This window comes from Dehalococcoidales bacterium (genome assembly GCA_041652735.1).
Taxonomy (GTDB): Bacteria; Chloroflexota; Dehalococcoidia; order Dehalococcoidales; family RBG-16-60-22; genus RBG-13-51-18.
Map to the genome: position 1 here is coordinate 1 of JBAZGT010000024.1, position 19,039 is coordinate 19,039.

Consider the following 19,039-nt stretch of genomic DNA (forward strand, 5'->3'; position numbering starts at 1 on the left):
CTTCCTGATGTCTTCTACTACCGTTTGTTTAAACTTCCCGGTATACGGTTTCCCTTTTGGCATAAAAATACACCCCTAAAGTTATTTCCAGCATATCATACTGTCCAACTTTAGGGGTGCAGTTCACATCCTGCCCCTCTTTTTTTATCTCCAAAATCCCACCTGATATGCGACTTTTGTAACGTGTTTTTAACACTCCTCAGGCTAGAATTAAGAATAGGGGCGGCGAAAATACGGGGTAGGCATCCCCCTAAAGTACGGTATCAGGCTATTGCTCCGGCTCTTTAAGCCCAATACTATATCAATAGAGGCTGCCCGCGTAACCGTTTGCCCCCCGCCGGCGTTATATATAGTGAAGGTAATTTTTGTGAAGATATTGTGACGGCGCGCCGGTTTTTTGAGACGCCGGCGTATCTTCACCAGCCTAAGATTTATCACGGTCGGGATTTTCCGCCGTCACGGTTTAAGGATATAACTATGGATAACATGCAGGGTAAAACGATAAAAGTGGACGGGCGGGACGTCCTCTACTATACGGCGGGGCGGGGAGAGCCTCTGGTGGTGATACACGGCGGCGGCGGCGATGCGCGTACCTGGCGCAAGAACATCGGCGCGCTGGCGGAAAAGTACACCGTCTATGCCCCGGACCTCCCCGGCTACGGCGGCAGCCAGCGGCTGGACGGGGACTACTATATCCCGGAGCTGACGGACTTCGTGGACAAGTTCGCCGGGAGCCTGGGTCTGGAGACATTCTATATTATCGGGCATTCCCTGGGCGGCGGCATCGCCCTGGACTATACGTTAAAGTTCCCGCATAAAATCAGAAAACTGGTGCTGGTCAGCAGCCTGTGCCTGGGGCGGGAAATAGCTTTCTGGCTGCGACTTTTTACGCTGCCGGCTATCATGCGGTCGCTGGGCGCCATGGTGGAATTTATCTTCAAGAGCATTATCTGGGCGGCCAGGTCCCTTAACCCGGCCAAGTACATCATGCCGCTTTCCCCGGCCAGCGTGGCCATCGGCGGCAATATTTCCTCTTTCCGCGAGCAGACCCTGGTGCTGGAAAAGCGCCTGCCCGATATCAAGGTGCCGACGCTTTTAGTCTGGGGCGGGCGCGACCCCGTGGTGCCGGTGAAGCAGGCCTACCGCGCGGCCATGTCCATACCGGACTGCCGCATCGAGGTGTTCAAGAAAAGCGGGCACAACGTCCACCGGGAACAGCTGAAGAAATTTTCCAGCCTGATTACGGGTTTTTTAGGGTAGACTAACGCGGGCTTGTACCGTCCGCTCGTGGTGAGCCCTGTCGGACCATGAGGTCTTATTTTGAAACAACTTTATCCTTCGATAAACTCACCCTTCGATAAACTCAGGGTGAGCGTTTAATATAAGCTCAGTGTTCATGTGAGTGCCCGTGTTCGTCATCGTGGGCGTGGGCGGCCACGTAGGCCCGGAACTCGCTGACGATGTCCTTGTGCCGCACCACCACCTCCCCGATGCCGTACTGCTTGGACAGCCGCAGCGGCACGCAGCAGCAGGAACAGCAGCTGCATATGGCGTAATAGTCGCCGCGGCACTTCAGCACGGTTAAAATCAAACCGCGCCGCTGGCTGTCCTTGAGCGTTTCCAGGGCTTTTTCCCGGGTGATTTCCTGCGCGTCATGCGGCAGCGCTTCCTCCAGAATGTGGCGTGACGGCGCCAGCAGTATCTCGTTGTCCGTGGGGTGGCTGCACTTATGGTAGAGTTGCCGGCAGGTGCACGGCGCGGCGGCCACGCCCCCGGCCGCGGCTACCAGCTCTTCCGCTTCCGCGGCGGTGAGTAAATGGGCGCGGTGTTGGCTGCGGCCGTAGTAGTTGGCGATTTTCCTCACCAGCCCGCCTAAAAGAGGAATACGTACCCCTCTCGCGAAAAACATGTACAGCCGCAGGATGTTGGGCCGGTTGGCGTTATAGAACTTGAGTGTATGGTGCATTTTATATTCCTGCCTTAGAGACGCGGTTTACAGATAATTTCCTTGACCTTGATATTGAAAAAGCGGTGCACGTTTTCCGGCTGTAGTACCAGCGCCGTATCCGCCCCCCGCCCCGTGCCGCCGATGGATACGATTTCTCCGTCCGTGCGTACCAGCCCGGCGTCCGCCGCCATGGCGGCGATTTCACAGGCCACTTTCGTGCCCTGCCCGAACATGCGCAGGCTCATGGCCACGATGTCCCCGATGGCGGAGGAGGGCGGCGGCGGCATGGTCTTGGCTAAAGCGCGCTGGATGCCGCCCAGGGCGTGGGCGGTGGTGAGGATAATACCGCCTTTAGCCTCGATGATTTTCCGGTTTGCCGCGGTCAGCTCCTGGGTATTGGGCTCGGCAAAGCCGTCGGTATGCGTCACCACCACCACCTTATAGCCTTTAAAGACCTCCACCGCTTTTACCCCCGTGGCGCCGACGGTGGAAGCCACCACCACTGTCTTGATGCCCAGTTCGTCCGCGCGGGCCTTGGCCAGCTCCAGCGTTCTGGCGGTATTTTCTTCGCCGCCGGGTTTTTCAAAATAAACGGTCTTTTGTTCCATGACGCTCCTTGAATTAAGAAATCGCCGACTTTCTTGATTTTACCAGCCGGGTAATGCCTGCTCCCAGCACTATCACACTGAAAAGAATTATTGCGCCGGTAGCCAGCTGCGGTCCGATCATTCCCCTTCCCGGATCGATAATAGTAATGAATTGGTCATCACTTCCGGGCACTGCCTTGGACAGAAACGTGGTCGGGTAGCCCCAGCAAACGATGAAGACAGCCAACCCCGCCAGCACTACGCCGATGATGATATCCACGGCGGCAAATCTCCGGGTGAACACCCCGGATTTGACGACCCGTACCGTGCCGATAATCAGCAGAGAGACGCCGAGAAACGGCAGCAGGTAAGAGCCGTACCGGGAAACGTTAAAGAGGGTTTCGTGCTCGGGGCCGAGGGAGAAATACCTCCCGGTTTCATTAGTAAAAAAAGTGGTGGGGATGGACTGGTCCGGAGCCCGGAAAATCATCCAGCCGGTGACATAACAGCAGGCAAAAACGATGAGTACGCCGAGAACTATTTGCGGAACCGATAATTTCACTATCACATCTCCACATACGCTATTTCGGGTCTATCTCATGCCGGATAACGTAGTTCCTTAAAGTGCCGATGCCCTCTATCTTCACCTCTACCGTGTCCCCGGGCTGCATGGGGCCGATGCCGCCGGGCGTGCCGGTGGAGATAATATCGCCGGGAAGCAGGGTCATGATATGGGAAACAAAGCTCACCAGCTCGTAAACGGGGAAGATTAGCTGGGAGGTGCGCGCCTGCTGTTTGATGATGCCGTTCAGCCGCGTCTCCAGCGGCAAATCATACGGGCTTATCTCCGTCTCGATGCACGGGCCGATGGGGCAGAAAGTGTCGAACCCTTTGGCGCGCGTCCATTGCTTGTCCTTGGCCTGGAGGTCGCGGGCGGTGACGTCATTGACGCAGGTATAGCCCAGGATGTAGTTTTTCGCCGTTTCCGGGGAGACCTGCCGCGTGACCGATTTTATTACCACCCCCAGCTCCCCCTCGTAGTCCACGCGGGCGGAGGAGGGGGGATAAACGATTCCATCCTCCGGCCCGGCGACGGCGGTGGAGGGCTTGATAAAGATGAGCGGCTCATCGGGCGGGGCGTGATTCATCTCGTCGCTGTGGCTGTGGTAGTTCACTCCCAGCGCCACTATCTTGGACGGCTGGCAGGGCGCCAGCAGCTTTAAATCGCTCAGGCGGTAGTACCGGTTGGTCTCGGTGATTTCCTCGAACGGTGAGCCCTCGATGCCGCGCACGGCGTCCTCGTAGAGTATGCCGTACTCGCCCCTGGCGCCGTGGCTGAAACGCACTATTTTCATCTTATCCTGAACTCCCCTTGACTCCGCCCCGCGGGCTCAAAACCTGCCTCCCGGACGGGTGACGGATGCTAAGTTGAGTTTAACACCCGGCCTTCGTAGTTTCAAGCGGGAAAAAAGGATTAACATAATTGCCCGCCGTGCCTGAATATGCTATATTTAAATGATGAAAACGGAGTCGGATTTTATCCCCTCCGGCGGGGTCACCTCGCCCGGAGGGTTTTTAGCCGGAGCGGTTCACGCCGGTATCAAGTATCAGGACCCCCAACGCTTAGACCTGGGGATACTTTTTTCTCCCACCCCCTGCGCGGCGGCGGCGGTCTTTACCACCAATAAGGTCAAGGCGGCGCCGGTATTGCTGGATATGGCGCGGCTGGCCGGGGGCGGGATAAGCGCGGTGGTGATGAACAGCGGCTGCGCCAACGCCTGCACCGGCAGGCAGGGCATGGCGGACGCTGTGGAGATGACCGCGCTGGCGGCGCGGCACACCGGCGTTAAACCGGAAAGCGTGCTGGCGGCCAGCACCGGGGTTATCGGCGTACCTTTGCCGGCGGCGCGTATCCGTGAGGGTATTCCCCAAATCAAGCTGACGGCGGAGGGCGGGCACGACCTCGCCCGGGCGATTATGACCACGGACACGGTGCCCAAAGAGGCGGCGGTTAAAGCGGCGGGCTTTACCATCGGGGGGATGCTGAAGGGGTCGGGGATGATTCACCCCAACCTGGCTACCATGCTCTGCTTCCTGACCACCGATGCCGCCATAGATAAGGATTTGCTGAAAAAAATGCTGCGCAAAGCGGCTGATGTTTCTTTTAACATGCTGTCTATCGACGGCGACGGCAGCACCAACGATACCGTGCTGTTAATGGCCAACGGCGCCGCTAAAGAAAAGCCCATTACGGCCGGGAGTAAACAGGCCGGGGTATTCCAGCGGGCGCTGGATAAAATATGTATTTACCTGGCGCGCCAGGCCGCCCGTGACGGCGAAGGCGCTACCCGGCTGATTGAAGTGAAAGTCCAGGGCGCGGTTAATACCAGGGACGCGCGGCTGGCCGCCAGGACTATCGTCAGCTCCTCGCTGGTGAAAACGGCGGTGCACGGGTGCGACCCCAACTGGGGGAGGGTGCTGGCGGCGGCGGGGCGGAGCGGGGCGGCTTTGGAGGAAAGCAAAGCGGAGCTGTACATCGGCGCGGTGCGCGTGGTGCAAAACGGCCTGGCCGCCGCTTTCGATAAAAAAGAGGTGGTAAAACACCTGGGCGGCCGGGAGGTCATGATAACCCTCGACCTGCATTCAGGCAAAGGCGAAGCGACGGCCTGGGGGTGCGACCTTTCCGCGGAGTACGTGAAAATCAATGCCGAATATACGACGTAGGGGATGGGGCTAATTTTTGAGATTTGGTATTTAAGATTTGATTTGTATCTTGGTTATTTATTCCTCATATCATTTCCGATAGAATAAAAAAGGCAATAAGGTAAAATGAAAGATATCACGGTTATTAAAATCGGCGGCTCTACTTTTAAGAGCGGGGACACCACCGTGGAGGACATCGTTACTCTGCAGCAGCAGGGCAAGCCGCTGGTGGTGGTGCACGGCGGCGGTAATATCGTCACCGGCTGGCTAAAAAAGATGGGCATCACCACTCATTTCGTGCGCGGTGAACGCGTCACCGACCTGCCCGCGCTGGAAGTGGTGACGGCAGTGCTGGCCGGGCTGGTCAATAAAGAAATCACCGCGGCCATCAATATCAAGGGCGGCCGGGCGGTCGGCATCAGCGGCGTTGACGGCTCGCTGATTGAGAGTCGGGTTAAAGACCGGGACATGGGCTACGTGGGGGCGGTGGAAAAAGTGAACCCGGGCGTGCTGGAAGCGCTGCTCGGGGCGGGCTTCGTGCCGGTGGTAGCGCCGGTAAGCCTGTTCGCCCTGGAAAGACAGGCGGACTCACCGGGTATGATTAACGCTAACGGCGACCCCATCGCGGGGGAGATAGCGGCGGCGCTGGGCGCCCGGAGGCTTATCTTCCTCACGGATGTGGACGGCATCAAAGACGGCTCCGGGCAGAAGATACCGCGCGTATCTCAGGCCGAGGCGGAAGGCATGGTAAACTCAGGCGTTATCAACGGGGGCATGATTCCCAAGATTAACGCCTGCTTGCGGGCTTTGCACGGCGGCGCGGCGTCCTGTATTATCGACGGGCGGCAGCCGCACGCCCTGTTGCGCGAGTTTGAGAACGGCGGCGGAGGAACAACCATCGTTAAGTAGCAAATATCAAGTAGCAGGTGACAAAGGAGGAGGGGTTTGATACTCGACTCTTGTTACTTGCCGCTTATTAAAGAAGGAAATATGACGGACTGGCCGGAAATAGATAAAAAATACTACATGCAGACCATCGTGCGCGACCCCGTGACTATCGCCAGGGGGAAGGGGGCGCGGGTCTGGGACGATAAAGGCAAGGAGTACCTGGACTTTGTGGGAGGACTGGCGGTCAACAGCCTGGGGCATTGCCACCCGGTAGTGGTCGCCGCCATCACGGAGCAGGCCAATACCCTGATCCAGAGCTCGCTCTGGTACTACAACATGCCCATGCTGAAGCTGGCCGAGCTGCTGGTAAAAAACTCCTGTCTGGACCGGGTCTTTATCTGCAACAGCGGCCTGGAAGCCAACGAGGGCGCGGTCAAGCTGGCGCGGCGCTACGGGGCGCTCAAACTCAACGGCGCCTATGAAGTCATTACCACTTTCGAGTCTTTTCACGGGCGTTCCCTGGCCATGACGGCGGCCACCGGCCAGCCTAAAATGCAGGCGCCCTTCCAACCGATGCCGGCGGGCTTTGTCAACGTTAAAAACAATGACATCGAAGCGATTAAAGCGGCCACCACCTCTAAAACCTGCGCCGTGATGCTGGAGCCTATCCAGGCCGAGGGCGGCGTCAATATCCCGACTGACGACTACCTGAAAAAAGTCCGCGCCTGGTGCGACCAAAAGAGCATCCTGCTTATCCTGGACGAGGTGCAGACCGGCATCGGGCGTCTGGGGGCGCTGTTCGGCTACCAGGTGTACGGCATCGAGCCGGACGTCCTGACCCTGGCCAAAGGGCTGGGCGGCGGCGTGCCCATCGGTGCTTTCCTGGCCAAAGAAAAGTGCGCCGTCCTGACCCTGGGCGACCATAATGCCACCTTCGGGGGGAACGCGCTTACCAGCGCGGCGGCTTACGCCGCGCTTAAGTACATTATCGATAACGATGTCCCCGGCAACGCCGGAAAGGTCGGGGAATACCTCATGGGCAGGCTGGACGGGCTCAAGCAAAAGTACCCCTTCATCACGGAGGTGCGGGGGCGCGGGCTGCTTATCGCCGTCTACTTCAACCGCGAGATGGCCAAGGCCGTGGTCGCCGCCTGTATCGAGCAGGGCTTGCTGGTCAACCGGCTCAAGCCGAACGCCGTCCGCCTTATCCCCCCGCTGATTATCGGCCGTAAAGAGGTGGATGAGGCTATCGGCATACTGGACGGGGTATTCTCCGGATTGGCGGGATGATTCAGAGAGCAAATGGCTAAATACATAGGTATTCAGGAACCAAACATGGCGAAGTTGGATTATTCCGCCATACCCCAAAAAGTAATCGATAACGCCGCCCGGATAGCGAAGAAAGCGGTACGCTCGAGCCGTGAAAAGACCAAAGCCTACGCCGACGAGTTGCTGTCTACCTATATCGAAGCCCGCGCCAAAGATGTCGTTATCTTCTTTAATTCAGGGGGAATGGGGTGGAATTTAACGAAAGATACGCCCGGCTGGGCCGGCATTCTCGACGCTATTAAGGCGCAGCTGGTAACGCTGGGCTATCAGCCGCTGGTGCTAAACTACCGCCGGACGGGCAGCGGGCTGCGGAGCAGCATCAGGGAGTTTTTTGAGGCGGCCTATCGCTATCCTCAGAAAACCAAAGACCTTGCCCGGAGGGTGGAATTCCTGATCGATAACCTGCCCGCTTTGAAGATAATCATCGCCGGCGAAAGCACCGGCACGGTTATTTCGGAAAAAACGATGCGCGTCTTGAGAGACAGACAGAACGTATATAGCATCCAGACCGGTATGCCGTTCTGGCACCGGCCGGTCGTACAGGAAAGAACTTTGAGTATGAACAGTAACGGTAGCTATGTAGATACCTTCAGCAACGGCCAGTTGCGGGCCATGTTGTGGGCTACCGCCAAGAGCTGGTTCGGGCGGAAAAACCATCCGGGGACTATTTTAAGCTGGCTCAAAGCGCCGGGGCATGACTATTCCTGGCAGTACCCGGGCGTGAGTTCCGCGGTTATCAAATTTTTAGAAAGTAATTTCGCGGCGAAATAATGACCACGATGAACGGAGGAATCTCGTGAAAGAAAAAATCGTCCTGGCATACAGCGGCGGCGTGGATACGTCCGTCGCCATTAAGTGGCTCCAGGAAAAGTATAATGTAGATGTTATCGCCGTTACCATCGACGTGGGTAACGAGAAGGACTTTGCCGCGGTAAAGCAGAAAGCCCTGAAAATGGGCGCCATCAAGGCGCGGGTCATCGACGCCAAAGAGTCGTTCGTCAAGTATTTCGTTTACCCGGCCTTGCAGGCCAACGCTCTCTATGAGGGACAGTACCCCCTGGCTACGGCCCTGTCCCGGCCGCTGATGGCCAAGCTGCTGGTGGATACCGCGGTGGCGGAAGGGGCTTCCGCTATCGCCCACGGCTGCACCGGCAAGGGCAACGACCAGGTGCGGTTTGAGGTGGGCATCAACTCCCTGGCGCCGGATATGAAGATAATGGCGCCCGCCCGCGAATGGGGCATGACGCGCGAGCAGACTATCAAGTACGCGCTGGACCATGAAATCCCCATCCCGGTCACCAAAAAAAGCCCCTATTCCATCGATGAAAACCTGTGGGGCAAGAGCATCGAGTGCGGCGCGCTGGAAGACCCCTGGACCGAGCCCCCCGCGGACGTTTATACCTGGACGAAATCCCCGGACGAAGCCCCGGCCAAACCGCAGTACGTGGAGATAACCTTTGAGAAAGGCATCCCGACGGCTATCGACGGCAAGGAAATGCCGGGCATCGCCCTGGTGCAGCGGATGAATGAAATCGCCGGCAGGCACGGCATCGGCCGTATCGACCATATAGAAAACCGGGTGGTGGGGATAAAGAGCCGGGAAATCTACGAGGCGCCGGCGGCGGTGCTGCTGATACAGGCGCATCAGGCGCTGGAAGCCATGTGCCTGTCCAAGGACCAGCTCCGCTTCAAGCAGAAGGTCTCCGTAGAGTGCGCCGACCTTATTTATAACGGGCTGTGGTTCAGCCAGTTGAACCGGGACCTGTCCGCTTACATCTTAAGCTCGCAGCGCTACGTGACCGGCACGGTCAGGGTCAAGCTTTTCAAGGGTAATGCCACCGTGGTCGGGCGCAAATCGCCCTGGTCACTTTACAACTTAAGCCTGGCGACATATGATAAGGGGGATAAGTTTAACCAGAAAGACGCTGAGGGCTTTATCCGCCTTTGGGGCCTGCCGGTCAAGACGCAGGCGCAGATACAGCTCTTGCAGGACAAGGAAAGCCCTCTGGGCATTATGGGGCCGGACGGGGAAGAAAAGAAATAACAATGAGCCATATCAGGGGTCGTTTCAGCAAGCCGGCGGATGCGCTGGCGGCGCAGTACACCTCCTCCCTGGCGTTCGATAAGCGACTTTTCAAGCAGGATATTGCCGGCAGCATCGCCCACGCCGGGATGCTCGCCAAACAGGGTATTATCACCGCGGCGGACGCCGGTGCCATCGTCAAAGGTCTGGAAACTATCCGTGAAGAGATAGTCCAGGGCAAGTTCGCTTTCAAGCCGGAGCTGGAAGACATCCACATGGCCGTGGAATCGCGCCTGATTGAGCTCATCGGCGACGCCGGCCGCCGCCTGCATACCGCCCGCTCCCGCAATGACCAGGTGGCGCTGGACATGCGCCTTTTCACCAAAGAAGCCATCGCGGCAACGGTAAATGACATAATAGAAATGCAGCGGGCGCTGCTGGACGCGGCGGAAGCCAATATCAAGGTCATCATCCCCGGCTACACCCATTTGCAGGTGGCCCAGCCGGTGCTGCTGGCGCACCATTTCCTGGCCTATTTTGAAATGCTGGAGCGTGATATCGCCCGTTTCCGGGACTGCCTGAAAAGGGCGGACGTGATGCCGCTGGGCTCCGGCGCGCTGGCCGGCGTCCCTTACGCTATCGATAGGGAGTCCGTGGCTAAAGAGCTGGGCTTCAGCCGCATAAGCCAAAACAGCCTGGACGCCGTGTCCGACCGTGATTTTATCCTGGAATATGAAGCCGCCGCCAGCATCGCCATGATGCACCTTTCCCGCCTGGCGGAGGAAATAGTGCTGTGGTCTTCCGCGGAGTTCAGCTTCATCGAGCTGGATGACGCCTACGCCACCAGCAGCAGCATCATGCCTCAGAAAAAGAACCCGGATACGGCGGAGCTGGCGCGGGGCAAGACCGGGCGCGTTTACGGCAACCTGCTGGCCCTGCTGACCGCCCTGAAAGGCTTGCCGCTGGCCTATAACCGTGATATGCAGGAAGATAAAGAGGGCTTTTTTGATACCGTGGATACGCTGCAAATGACCTTACGGGTCTTTGCCGGCCTGATAAAAACCCTCAAGGTTAAACCGGAAAATACCCGCCGGGCGGCGGAGCGGGGCTATATATTAGCTACGGATTTGGCGGACTACCTGGTAAAAAAGGGCGAGGCGTTCCGCGCCGCCCATGAGATAGTAAGCAAGCTGGTCAACTACGCGGCGGGGCAGGGTAAAAGCCTCGCTGAGCTTGACATAAAGGACTACCGGAAATTCTCGGCGCGTTTTGAAAAAGACGTGTTCGCCATCACGGCGGAGACTTCCCTGGCGGCGCGCAATGTAATCGGGGGCACCGCGCCGGGCAGGGTAAAGAAAGCCCTGGCCAAAGCCAGGCGTATTACCGGTTAGTTGATAGTGTGCTAAGATAGAATCAGGGGGTGATATTTTTGGACGACTCTATAGTCATCGAAAATTTGACCAAGTATTATAACAAGTTCCTGGCGCTGAACGACCTGTCCCTGCGCGTGCCGGCCAACGAAAATATCGGACTGCTGGGTCCCAACGGCGCCGGCAAGAGCACCACGCTGAAAATCCTGTGCGGCCTTATCCGCCCCACCTCCGGCAGCGCCCATATCAACGGCATCGATGTCATCGCCCAGCCGGAAAAGGCTTTGGCCAACATCGGCGCGATTATCGAGGTCCCGGAGTTTTACTCCTACCTCACGCCGGAGGACTGCCTGAACTACTTCGGGCAGTTGCGGGGGATGAAGGGGGATTTCCTTAAAAAGCGCATCAAGGAAGTAATCGAGTTGGTCAAGATGGAGCGGTGGAGCAAGGTAAAAATAGAGAAGTTTTCCCGCGGCATGAAACAGCGCCTGGGACTGGCGCAGTCCCTGCTGCATGACCCGCCGGTCTTAATCCTGGACGAGCCCAGCCTGGGGCTGGACCCCCGCGGTGTGGTGGAGTTCCGCGAAATCATTAAAGGCGCCGGCCAGAAAAAGACGGTATTCTTCGCCTCTCACCAGATGGCGGAAGTCACCCAGATATGCAGTCGTGTTGCTATCATCAACAACGGACAGCTGCTGGCCTATGAAAGCATCGCCGAGCTGGAAAAGAAATATGAAACGCTGGAAAAAGCCTATCTTCAGCTGACGGGAGGTTCCGTTGAATAGTACTTGGGGTAAATTAGGCATTGTTATCAAGTACGAGTTTCTCAAGCATATCCGCCGCAAGCGTCTCTACATCATCCTGGGCATCGCCCTGGTGGTTGAGGCCCTGGCCTTAATCCTGGTGCCCACGCTGATGACCGGCGGCTATCCGGACAGCGTGATGCTCATGGCTACCATTCTTACGGTAGGCCCCAGCCTGGCGGCTATCGGCGCCGTATTCTTCGCCGGGGACGCTATCGCCGGGGAGTTTGAAGGAAAAACAGGATTTCTGCTCTTCACCAACCCCATCAAACGGGAAGTATTGTGGATCGGGAAATATTTAGCCGGGCTGATTGCGGTGACCCTGCTGATAATTTTCACCTATATCATCATCGCCGTTTCCCTGGGCGTGATTTATCACGAGGTCCCCGTACAGATATTGGGGTCGTTCGGGCTGTGCCTTATCTATGCGGCCTCCGTACTTTCACTGACCTTCTTTTTCAGCGCCGTTTCCAAAGGCTCCATGGGCGCTACGATAATGACGCTCCTTTTCATCTGGGTGTTGTCCGGCATCGTCCAGAGTATTCTCGGTTTCACCAATAACCCGTACTGGTTTCTGATATCCGCCGGGGGGGATAGTATCAACCTGCCTTACGGCAATCCGAGAGACCTGATTAACGGACTAAACCTGGGAGGGGGGATGGGTAATCAAATTGGCGGCTTTTCTGCTCTTACCATCGGGATGGCCGTCTGGGGCATGATGATTTACCTGGTGGGCGGCCTGGTATCCAGTATCTGGATTAGCAAAAGAAGGCAGCTCGCGTAGCCTGAAATGCTGTCCCGTAATTCCCGTATAAAAAAGGAAATCGACCTTGCAAGGTCGATTTCTGTCCGTGAAAATGAAATGTCAGGGAGGTTAAGCTTTGGCTGCTTTGTTCTGGGTGCGCAGGCATCTGGTGCAAAGGTTGAGGTGCTTCATCTTGCCGTCAACTGGGATGGTGGCGGGGTGAATGTTGGCCGTCCAGTCCCGGTTGGTATGGCGTTTGGAATGGCTGACATTATGACCGTATTGCGGTATTTTGCCGCATAAATCGCACTTCACTTTAGTGAATCTCCTTTGATTTTACGATTAGGGTATTGCAAATTGCGCTATTACATAGTAACATAGTGGATTGAGATTAGCAAGAAGTGCCTCCTTGGTGGGAAGACACAAAGCACTCGTAAACTGGCAAGGAAGGTGTTAAATGAAAAAAATCGGTAATGTAGCAGGGCAGGACCTGCGGGACATGTTTTCCGCCGCCACGACCTGGCTGGAAAAGAGCTCCGCGGATATAGACGCCCTGAACGTTTTCCCGGTGCCGGACGGCGATACCGGGACCAATATGATGCTTACCATGCGCTCGACGATGGAGGAAGCCTACCGCGCCCCGGACCACAGCGCCTCCGGCGTGGCGCACGCCATGGCTAAAGGCGCCCTGATGGGCGCCCGGGGCAACAGCGGCGTCATCCTCTCGCAGATGTGGCGGGGCCTCGCGGAAGGCCTTGAAGGAAAAGAGTCTTTTACAGCCGCCGATATGGCTGAAGCCTTACACAAATCGGCGGCTGTGGCATATAGAGGGGTGAGCAATCCGGTGGAAGGCACCATGCTTACCGTGATGAAAGACGCCGCCATCGAGGCCAAAAAACAGGTCAAGCTGGGCACGGATGACATCGTGACCATGCTGGAAGCTACCGTGAACGCCGCCGGCGACTCCGTGGCGCGGACGCCGCGCCTGCTCCGGGTGCTCAAGGATGCCGGGGTGGTTGACGCGGGGGGCCAGGGCATTTACACTATCCTGGAAGGAGCCCTACGTTATCTCAAGGGGGAAACCGAGCTGATGCGACTGCGCAAGCCGCAGATAATCGTCAGTGAAATGCCGCTGACCGCGCCGCTGCCGCAGACCGCCGGCGTGGATGAAGTGCCTTTCGGCTACTGCACGGAATTCCTTGTCAAAGGCAAAGATCTGGACCCGGAGGTCATCAGGAAGCGGCTGGAAAAGAAGGGCGAATCGCTAATCGTCGTCGGTGATGAAGCGGCGGTACGTATCCATATTCACACTCTGGAGCCGGGCAATATCATCCAGCTGGCAACCAAGCTGGGCACGCTGCACCAGATGAGCATCCGCAACATGGATGAGCAGCACCAGGACTTCCTGGAGATGCAGAAAGAAAGAATGCCCACCACGGACACCTCCGTTATCGCGGTGGCGTCCGGGGACGGGCTGAAAGACGTTTTCGGCAGCCTGGGTGCCGCAGCCGTCGTATCCGGCGGGCAGACGATGAACCCCAGCACCAAGGACATTCTACTGGCGGTGGAAAGCACTGCCTCGGATAACGTTATCATCCTGCCCAACAACAAGAACATCATCCTTACCGCGGAGCAGGTGCAGTCGCTGACGCAGAAGAAAGTCAAAGTCGTGCCCACCAGGACCATCCCCCAGGGCGTGGTGGCCCTGCTCGCTTTCGACTACGAGGCGGACTTTAAAGCCAATGCGGAAATCATGGAAAAAGCCCTTTCCTCCGTTAAGACGATTGAAGTGACGCGCGCCGTGCGCGCCACCAAGATAAACGGCCTCCAGATAAAGCGCCGCCAGCCCATCGGTCTCTTGGATGATGCCCTGGTGGCGGCTGGGGAGACCGACCTGGATGTCATTAACAAGATTATGGCCAAGATAAATACCAAAAACGCCGAGGTGGTCACCATCTACTACGGCGCCGAGACCCCCGTGGAGGAAGCGGAACAGGTGAGTGCCGCCATCACGGAGCAGTATTCCCACCTGCAAATAGAGCTTATCAAGGGGAACCAACCGCATTACAGCTATATTATCTCCGTAGAGTAGAAAGGCGGAATTTCTTCATGACGGTAAAAATAGTAACGGATACACTCTCCGATATCACCAGCGACCTGGCTGCCAAACTGGACGTAACCGTTATTCCCTTATACGTGCGGTTCGGCGAAGAGATGTACCGCGACCGCATCGATATCACCAGCGAGGATTTTTACCGCCGCCTGGTTAACGAACCGAAACTGCCGTCCACCACCCAGCCCACCCCTAATGATTTTGCCGCCGTTTACCGCAAGCTGGCGGAAGAAACGGATGAAATCCTGGTGGTGGTGGTGTCCAGCAAGCTTTCCGGCACCTACCAGTCCGCCACCCAGGCTAAAGAATACCTGAAAGGCCACTGCCACATCGAGGTTATAGATTCGCTCCAGGTGGCGATGGGGCAGGGACTGCTTGTCATTGCCGCCGCTAAAATGGTCAGGGATGGGGCGAACCTGATGCAGGTGGCGGATATGGTGCGCAGCGCGATGTCCCGCGTCCACCTGATAGCCTATTTCGACACATTGAAATACCTGGCCAAGGGCGGGCGCATCGGCAAGGCCCAGGGTCTGCTGGGCTCGGTGCTGTCCGTTAAACCCATTTTAACTACCAAAGAAGGCGAGATGGCCCCGCTGACGCGGGTACGCTCGATGGCCGCCGGTCTGGACTACCTCTATAACGTGGCGGCTGGAATCAAAAAGATAGAAGGAATGGCGGTAGAGCACGCCACCACCCCCGCCGACGCCGATAAACTGGTGGAACGCCTGGGGGCCATTTACCCCAGGGAGAAAATCTACCGTTCCGTCATCAGCCCGGTAGTAGGCACCTATTCTGGCCCCAAGGCGCTGGCTTTGACCGTACTTGAAGCTGAAAAGTAGTAATGCCAGTAAGGATCGTTACTGATAGCGTCGCCGACATCCCCGCCGCGGTAATCGCCGAGTTGGGCATTTCCGTCATCCCGGTTTTGCTGCGTTTCGGGGAGCAGATCTACCGCGACGGTATCGATATCACCACCGACCAGTTTTACGAGAAGCTGGTCAGCACCAAGGTCATGCCCACCACCTCCGTGCCTTCCATGGATATGTACGCCCGCACCTATGCCCGGCTGGCGGAAGAGACCGACGAGATACTGGTCATCATGCTCAGCTCCAAGCTTAGCGGCCTCTATAACGCCGCCGTGCAAAGCGCAGGCCTGCTGGAAAGCGATTGCCGTATCGAGGTAGTTGATTCCGGCACCGCCGTCATGTCCCAGGGGTTCGTGGTTATCAAGGCGGCGCAGGCGGCGCGGGAAGGCAAAACCCTCGACGAGATACTAAAAATCGTACGCGCCACCCTGCCGCGGGTGGACATGCGCGCCGCTTTCGATACGCTGGAATATTTAAAACGCGGCGGGCGCATCGGCAAGGCGCAGGCTTTACTCGGGTCTCTGCTCAAAGTTAATCCCATCGTGACCATCCGGGACGGGGTGGTGGACCCGGCGGGGCGGGCGCGCTCCAGGGCTAAAGCCCTTGACCACCTTTACGATTTTGCCGCGAGCTATAAAAAGATAGAAGGTCTGGCGGTAGAAGACGCCGCCTGCCCTGATGACGGCGATGCGCTGGCCAAACGCCTGGGCGGTATATTCCCGGAAGAAAAAATCTACCGCTCCCGCACCACCCCGGTTATCGGCGCCCACACCGGCCCCGGCCTGATACTGGTGGCGGTGATGGGGGATAAATAAAGCTCAAATCTAAAAAATCAAATCTCAAAAATACAGGAAAACAATCTCCCTCTCCCTTTCCCCCCTCCCCGCTGTCATTGCGGGGAGCACGTTCTCTTCGCTCAGTGTAAACTCCGTGACGCAGCAATCTCATGGCATTAGTTTATCGTCACTCTGGCCCCGTATCTGAATACGGGGTAAACCCCGGCCGGAATCCGTGATGAATTTCCCAAACACTTTGATATTAAACGTGGCTTCCAGCCTTCGCTGGAATGACGGCGCGTCAGGGCTCCGGGTGCTTTTTATCGCCGTTCCGTCTATAATGTGACCGGATGAACGCCGACTCTTTGCGCAAAGTCCTGGAACTGGAAAAGCAGCGCGGCTGCGCGGATACCGCCGTCTTCGGCGGGCTGGACAAATTCCTGCATAACTGGTCGGCGCAGGCCGCGGCCTCTTTTGCCGCCCCCCGCCGCCTGGCCCGCTTTAATAAACTATTTAAAATCGACTACGCCGTCATGACCCCGGCAAAACGCGGGGCCTGGATTAATGACGTTTTTGCCTTCCTCGATGAAAAGGAGTCGGACCCGGCGCCCGCGGCAGCTAAAAAGGCCGCCGCTCCCCCTAAAAAAAAGGCCCCTCCTCCCGCCGCCCCGCCCGCTCATGCCGCCGCCCTGGACGCGCCGGTAACCGTGGTCAGGGGCATGGGCCCGGCCCTGGCCGCCAAATTCGGCAAGCTGGGCGTGAAAACGGTGCGCGACCTGCTCTATTACTTTCCCCACCGCCACCTGGACTACTCCAGGCTCAAGCAAATTTCTCAATTAGTGGAGGGGGAGGAGCAGACCATCATCGCTAATGTCTGGCAGGCGCAGGAGACGCGGCCCGGCGGCCGGCGCAGCACGGAGGCCATCGTCGGTGACGAGACGGGCAACCTGCGGGTGGTCTGGTTCAACCAGCCCTACCTGGCCAAGACGCTCTCCACCAACGCGCGCGTCATCCTTTCCGGCAAGGTCAGCCTGTTCAAGGGGCGTCACGTTTTCATGTCGCCGGAATGGGAGCTGGTGGAGGGGCAGGAATCAGTCCACACCGGGCGGCTGGTGCCGGTCTATCCCCTGACGGCGGGACTGCGGCCCCGCCAGGTGCGGCGTTTGATGAAGGACTTTATCGATACCTGGGCCGGGCAGGCCGCCGATTTTCTCCCTCCGGAGCTGCGGCAAAGACTCGCTTTGCTGGAGTTGCCGGAGGCCATCGCCCAGGCGCATTACCCGGAAACGGAAGCATCCAAGGATAAAGCCCGCGTCCGCCTCGCCTTTGACGAGCTTTTCCTTTTACAGCTCGGCGTGATGAGCAAGAAGCGCGTCTGGCAGGAGAGCCGGCCGGGCACGGCGTTGGATATTAGTGAGCCGGTGCTGAATAAGTTTTTAACCTCCCTCCCCTTTACCCTTACCGCCGCCCAGGACAAAGTGCTCAAGGAAATCCTGGCGGACCTGCGCAAGGGCATTCCCATGTCCCGTTTGCTCCAGGGGGAGGTGGGCAGCGGCAAAACGGTGGTGGCTACGGCGGCGCTGCTCATGGCGGCGGCCAACGGCTGCCAGGCGGCTTTCATGGCGCCCACGGAAATTCTGGCGGCGCAGCACTTCAATACTATCGGCGGCCTGCTGGCTAAACTGGGGACGGAAGAGGGGGAGGGGAATATCAAAAGCTATACCGGCATCCTGGACAAGCCGCTGAATCTGGCTTTGCTTATCGGGGATGCCAAAGCCGCGGGCAAGAAGAAAATCCGGCAGCGAATACAATCGGGTGAAATAGACATCGCCATCGGCACGCACGCCCTGGTGCAGAAAGGGCTGGACTTTAGTAAACTGGGGCTGGCCGTGGTGGACGAGCAGCACCGCTTCGGCGTGGAGCAGCGTTCCGCCCTGCGGGAAAAGGGCTTCAACCCGCACATGCTGGTCATGACCGCCCCCCCTATTCCCCGCACCCTGGCGCTTACGCTCTACGGCGACCTCGACCTTTCTGTGATTAGCGAGCTGCCGCCGGGCCGGCAGACCATCAGGACCAAGTGGCTGCGGCCGGACCAGCGGGCCAGCGCTTACGCCTTCGTCAGGAAGCAGGTGGCCGCCGGGCGGCAGGCTTTCATCCTCTGCCCCCTGATTGAGGAGTCGGACGCCGTAGCGGCGCAGGCGGCTGTGGCCGAGCACGAGCACCTCTCCCGCGAGGTCTTCCAGGACTTGCGGGTGGGGCTATTGCACGGCCGGCTGGCGGCGGCGGAGAAGGACGCGGTAATGGATGATTTCCGCGCCGGACGACTGGATATCCTGGTGGCTACGCCGGTGATAGAGGTGGGCATCGATATCCCCAACGCCACCGTCATGTTCATAGAAAGCGCCGACCGCTTTGGTCTTTCGCAGCTGCACCAGTTCCGGGGTCGGGTGGGGCGCGGTAAAGAGCAGAGCTACTGCATGCTGCTGGCGGAAAACCCGTCCCAGGTGGGCCGGGAGCGACTTGACATAATTGAGAATACCCAGGACGGCTTCAAGCTGGCCGAGGAAGACCTTAAAATGCGCGGCCCCGGCGAGTTCTTCGGCACCCGCCAGAGCGGCCTGCCGGACCTGCGCATGGCTAAAATCTCGGACGTGGCTTTGCTGGAGATGGCGCGCCGCGAGGCTATACAACTGTTCAAGATGGACCCCGGCATGGCCAGGGAGGAGCACCGGCTGCTGGCGCGGGAGATGGCGCGCGTCTGGTCCGACGCCGGTGAATGGAGCTGAAACGTATATTCGCTCCGGTTGGCGAATTAATACCGAAAAAATACTTTTTAGCAACCTTGCGTAACATGTTCGTAACATTTAATATTAGCTTATACCGTTAAT

At 57.9% G+C, this 19,039-nt stretch carries 18 protein-coding genes; 13 read left to right on the plus strand and 5 right to left on the minus strand.

The genetic code is table 11. From position 1 onward, the window contains the following. Positions 1-477 precede the first annotated feature (477 nt). Positions 478-1,260: an alpha/beta fold hydrolase gene (locus WC370_08800; GenBank protein ID MFA5309563.1), complete on the plus strand. Its 783-nt coding sequence runs from the start codon at positions 478-480 to the stop codon at positions 1,258-1,260. Positions 1,261-1,387: 127 nt separating this feature from the next. Here the strand turns inward: WC370_08800 and WC370_08805 are convergent, their stop codons facing one another. Genes WC370_08805 through WC370_08820 form a run of 4 tightly spaced genes read right to left on the minus strand, consistent with a single transcriptional unit; the run spans position 1,388 to position 3,890 of the window. Further along, complete coding sequence (locus tag WC370_08805; GenBank protein ID MFA5309564.1) at positions 1,388-1,966, minus strand: ferredoxin-like protein; 579 nt, start codon at positions 1,964-1,966, stop codon at positions 1,388-1,390. Positions 1,967-1,980: 14 nt separating this feature from the next. Then, positions 1,981-2,556 carry a pyruvate kinase alpha/beta domain-containing protein gene (locus WC370_08810; protein MFA5309565.1) on the minus strand — a complete coding sequence of 192 codons (576 nt, stop codon included), beginning with the start codon at positions 2,554-2,556 and terminating at the stop codon, positions 1,981-1,983. A 13-nt stretch (positions 2,557-2,569) separates the two neighbouring features. Further along, entirely contained in the window at positions 2,570-3,097 is a 528-nt protein-coding gene (locus tag WC370_08815; protein MFA5309566.1) for a hypothetical protein, read from the minus strand. 19 nt (positions 3,098-3,116) lie between these two features. Beyond that, positions 3,117-3,890 (minus strand): fumarylacetoacetate hydrolase family protein, encoded by a 774-nt coding sequence (locus WC370_08820; protein MFA5309567.1) that lies wholly within the window; start codon positions 3,888-3,890, stop codon positions 3,117-3,119. 160 nt (positions 3,891-4,050) lie between these two features. Here WC370_08820 and argJ point away from each other — a divergent pair, with 160 nt between their 5' ends. From argJ to WC370_08860, 8 genes are all read left to right on the plus strand, one after another. Next, complete coding sequence (gene argJ / locus WC370_08825; protein MFA5309568.1) at positions 4,051-5,259, plus strand: bifunctional glutamate N-acetyltransferase/amino-acid acetyltransferase ArgJ; 1,209 nt, start codon at positions 4,051-4,053, stop codon at positions 5,257-5,259. 105 nt (positions 5,260-5,364) lie between these two features. Further along, positions 5,365-6,147 (plus strand): acetylglutamate kinase, encoded by a 783-nt coding sequence (argB, locus tag WC370_08830; GenBank protein ID MFA5309569.1) that lies wholly within the window; start codon positions 5,365-5,367, stop codon positions 6,145-6,147. 81 nt (positions 6,148-6,228) lie between these two features. Continuing rightward, a complete protein-coding gene (locus WC370_08835; protein MFA5309570.1) occupies positions 6,229-7,416 on the plus strand; it encodes an aspartate aminotransferase family protein in 1,188 nt (395 codons plus the stop codon). A gap of 45 nt (positions 7,417-7,461) precedes the next feature. Beyond that, the gene (locus tag WC370_08840) at positions 7,462-8,226 is read left to right on the plus strand and encodes a hypothetical protein (GenBank protein ID MFA5309571.1); all 765 of its coding nucleotides are present in this window, start codon (positions 7,462-7,464) and stop codon (positions 8,224-8,226) included. Between the two features lie 25 nt (positions 8,227-8,251). Next, positions 8,252-9,499 carry an argininosuccinate synthase gene (locus WC370_08845; protein ID MFA5309572.1) on the plus strand — a complete coding sequence of 416 codons (1,248 nt, stop codon included), beginning with the start codon at positions 8,252-8,254 and terminating at the stop codon, positions 9,497-9,499. Positions 9,500-9,501: 2 nt separating this feature from the next. Continuing rightward, complete coding sequence (gene argH / locus WC370_08850; GenBank protein MFA5309573.1) at positions 9,502-10,869, plus strand: argininosuccinate lyase; 1,368 nt, start codon at positions 9,502-9,504, stop codon at positions 10,867-10,869. Between the two features lie 38 nt (positions 10,870-10,907). Further along, positions 10,908-11,633, plus strand: coding sequence for an ABC transporter ATP-binding protein (locus tag WC370_08855; protein MFA5309574.1), 726 nt, complete (start codon positions 10,908-10,910; stop codon positions 11,631-11,633). Beyond that, positions 11,626-12,435, plus strand: coding sequence for an ABC transporter permease (locus tag WC370_08860; GenBank protein MFA5309575.1), 810 nt, complete (start codon positions 11,626-11,628; stop codon positions 12,433-12,435). Before WC370_08855 ends, WC370_08860 begins: the two co-directional genes overlap by 8 nt. A gap of 90 nt (positions 12,436-12,525) precedes the next feature. Here the strand turns inward: WC370_08860 and rpmB are convergent, their stop codons facing one another. Next, on the minus strand, positions 12,526-12,711 hold the full coding sequence (gene rpmB, locus WC370_08865) for a 50S ribosomal protein L28 (GenBank protein ID MFA5309576.1): 186 nt from the start codon (positions 12,709-12,711) through the stop codon (positions 12,526-12,528). Positions 12,712-12,853: 142 nt separating this feature from the next. Here rpmB and WC370_08870 point away from each other — a divergent pair, with 142 nt between their 5' ends. The 4 genes from WC370_08870 (at position 12,854) to recG (ending at position 18,937) form a co-directional block, all read left to right on the plus strand. Further along, positions 12,854-14,488 carry a DAK2 domain-containing protein gene (locus WC370_08870; protein MFA5309577.1) on the plus strand — a complete coding sequence of 545 codons (1,635 nt, stop codon included), beginning with the start codon at positions 12,854-12,856 and terminating at the stop codon, positions 14,486-14,488. Positions 14,489-14,505: 17 nt separating this feature from the next. Beyond that, the gene (locus WC370_08875) at positions 14,506-15,348 is read left to right on the plus strand and encodes a DegV family protein (protein MFA5309578.1); all 843 of its coding nucleotides are present in this window, start codon (positions 14,506-14,508) and stop codon (positions 15,346-15,348) included. A gap of 2 nt (positions 15,349-15,350) precedes the next feature. Beyond that, complete coding sequence (locus tag WC370_08880; GenBank protein ID MFA5309579.1) at positions 15,351-16,190, plus strand: DegV family protein; 840 nt, start codon at positions 15,351-15,353, stop codon at positions 16,188-16,190. 311 nt (positions 16,191-16,501) lie between these two features. Next, positions 16,502-18,937: an ATP-dependent DNA helicase RecG gene (gene recG, locus WC370_08885; GenBank protein ID MFA5309580.1), complete on the plus strand. Its 2,436-nt coding sequence runs from the start codon at positions 16,502-16,504 to the stop codon at positions 18,935-18,937. Positions 18,938-19,039: the final 102 nt, after the last annotated feature.

Bases quoted from the DNA above. Each gene is read 5' to 3' on its own strand.
- WC370_08800 (MFA5309563.1), top strand. From the start codon at position 478: ATGGATAACATGCAGGGTAAAACGATAAAAGTGGACGGGCGGGACGTC.
- WC370_08805 (MFA5309564.1), bottom strand. From the start codon at position 1,966: ATGCACCATACACTCAAGTTCTATAACGCCAACCGGCCCAACATCCTG.
- WC370_08810 (MFA5309565.1), bottom strand. From the start codon at position 2,556: ATGGAACAAAAGACCGTTTATTTTGAAAAACCCGGCGGCGAAGAAAAT.
- WC370_08820 (MFA5309567.1), bottom strand. From the start codon at position 3,890: ATGAAAATAGTGCGTTTCAGCCACGGCGCCAGGGGCGAGTACGGCATA.
- argJ (MFA5309568.1), top strand. From the start codon at position 4,051: ATGATGAAAACGGAGTCGGATTTTATCCCCTCCGGCGGGGTCACCTCG.
- argB (MFA5309569.1), top strand. From the start codon at position 5,365: ATGAAAGATATCACGGTTATTAAAATCGGCGGCTCTACTTTTAAGAGC.
- WC370_08835 (MFA5309570.1), top strand. From the start codon at position 6,229: ATGACGGACTGGCCGGAAATAGATAAAAAATACTACATGCAGACCATC.
- WC370_08840 (MFA5309571.1), top strand. From the start codon at position 7,462: ATGGCGAAGTTGGATTATTCCGCCATACCCCAAAAAGTAATCGATAAC.
- argH (MFA5309573.1), top strand. From the start codon at position 9,502: ATGAGCCATATCAGGGGTCGTTTCAGCAAGCCGGCGGATGCGCTGGCG.
- WC370_08870 (MFA5309577.1), top strand. From the start codon at position 12,854: ATGAAAAAAATCGGTAATGTAGCAGGGCAGGACCTGCGGGACATGTTT.
- WC370_08875 (MFA5309578.1), top strand. From the start codon at position 14,506: ATGACGGTAAAAATAGTAACGGATACACTCTCCGATATCACCAGCGAC.
- WC370_08880 (MFA5309579.1), top strand. From the start codon at position 15,351: ATGCCAGTAAGGATCGTTACTGATAGCGTCGCCGACATCCCCGCCGCG.
- recG (MFA5309580.1), top strand. From the start codon at position 16,502: ATGAACGCCGACTCTTTGCGCAAAGTCCTGGAACTGGAAAAGCAGCGC.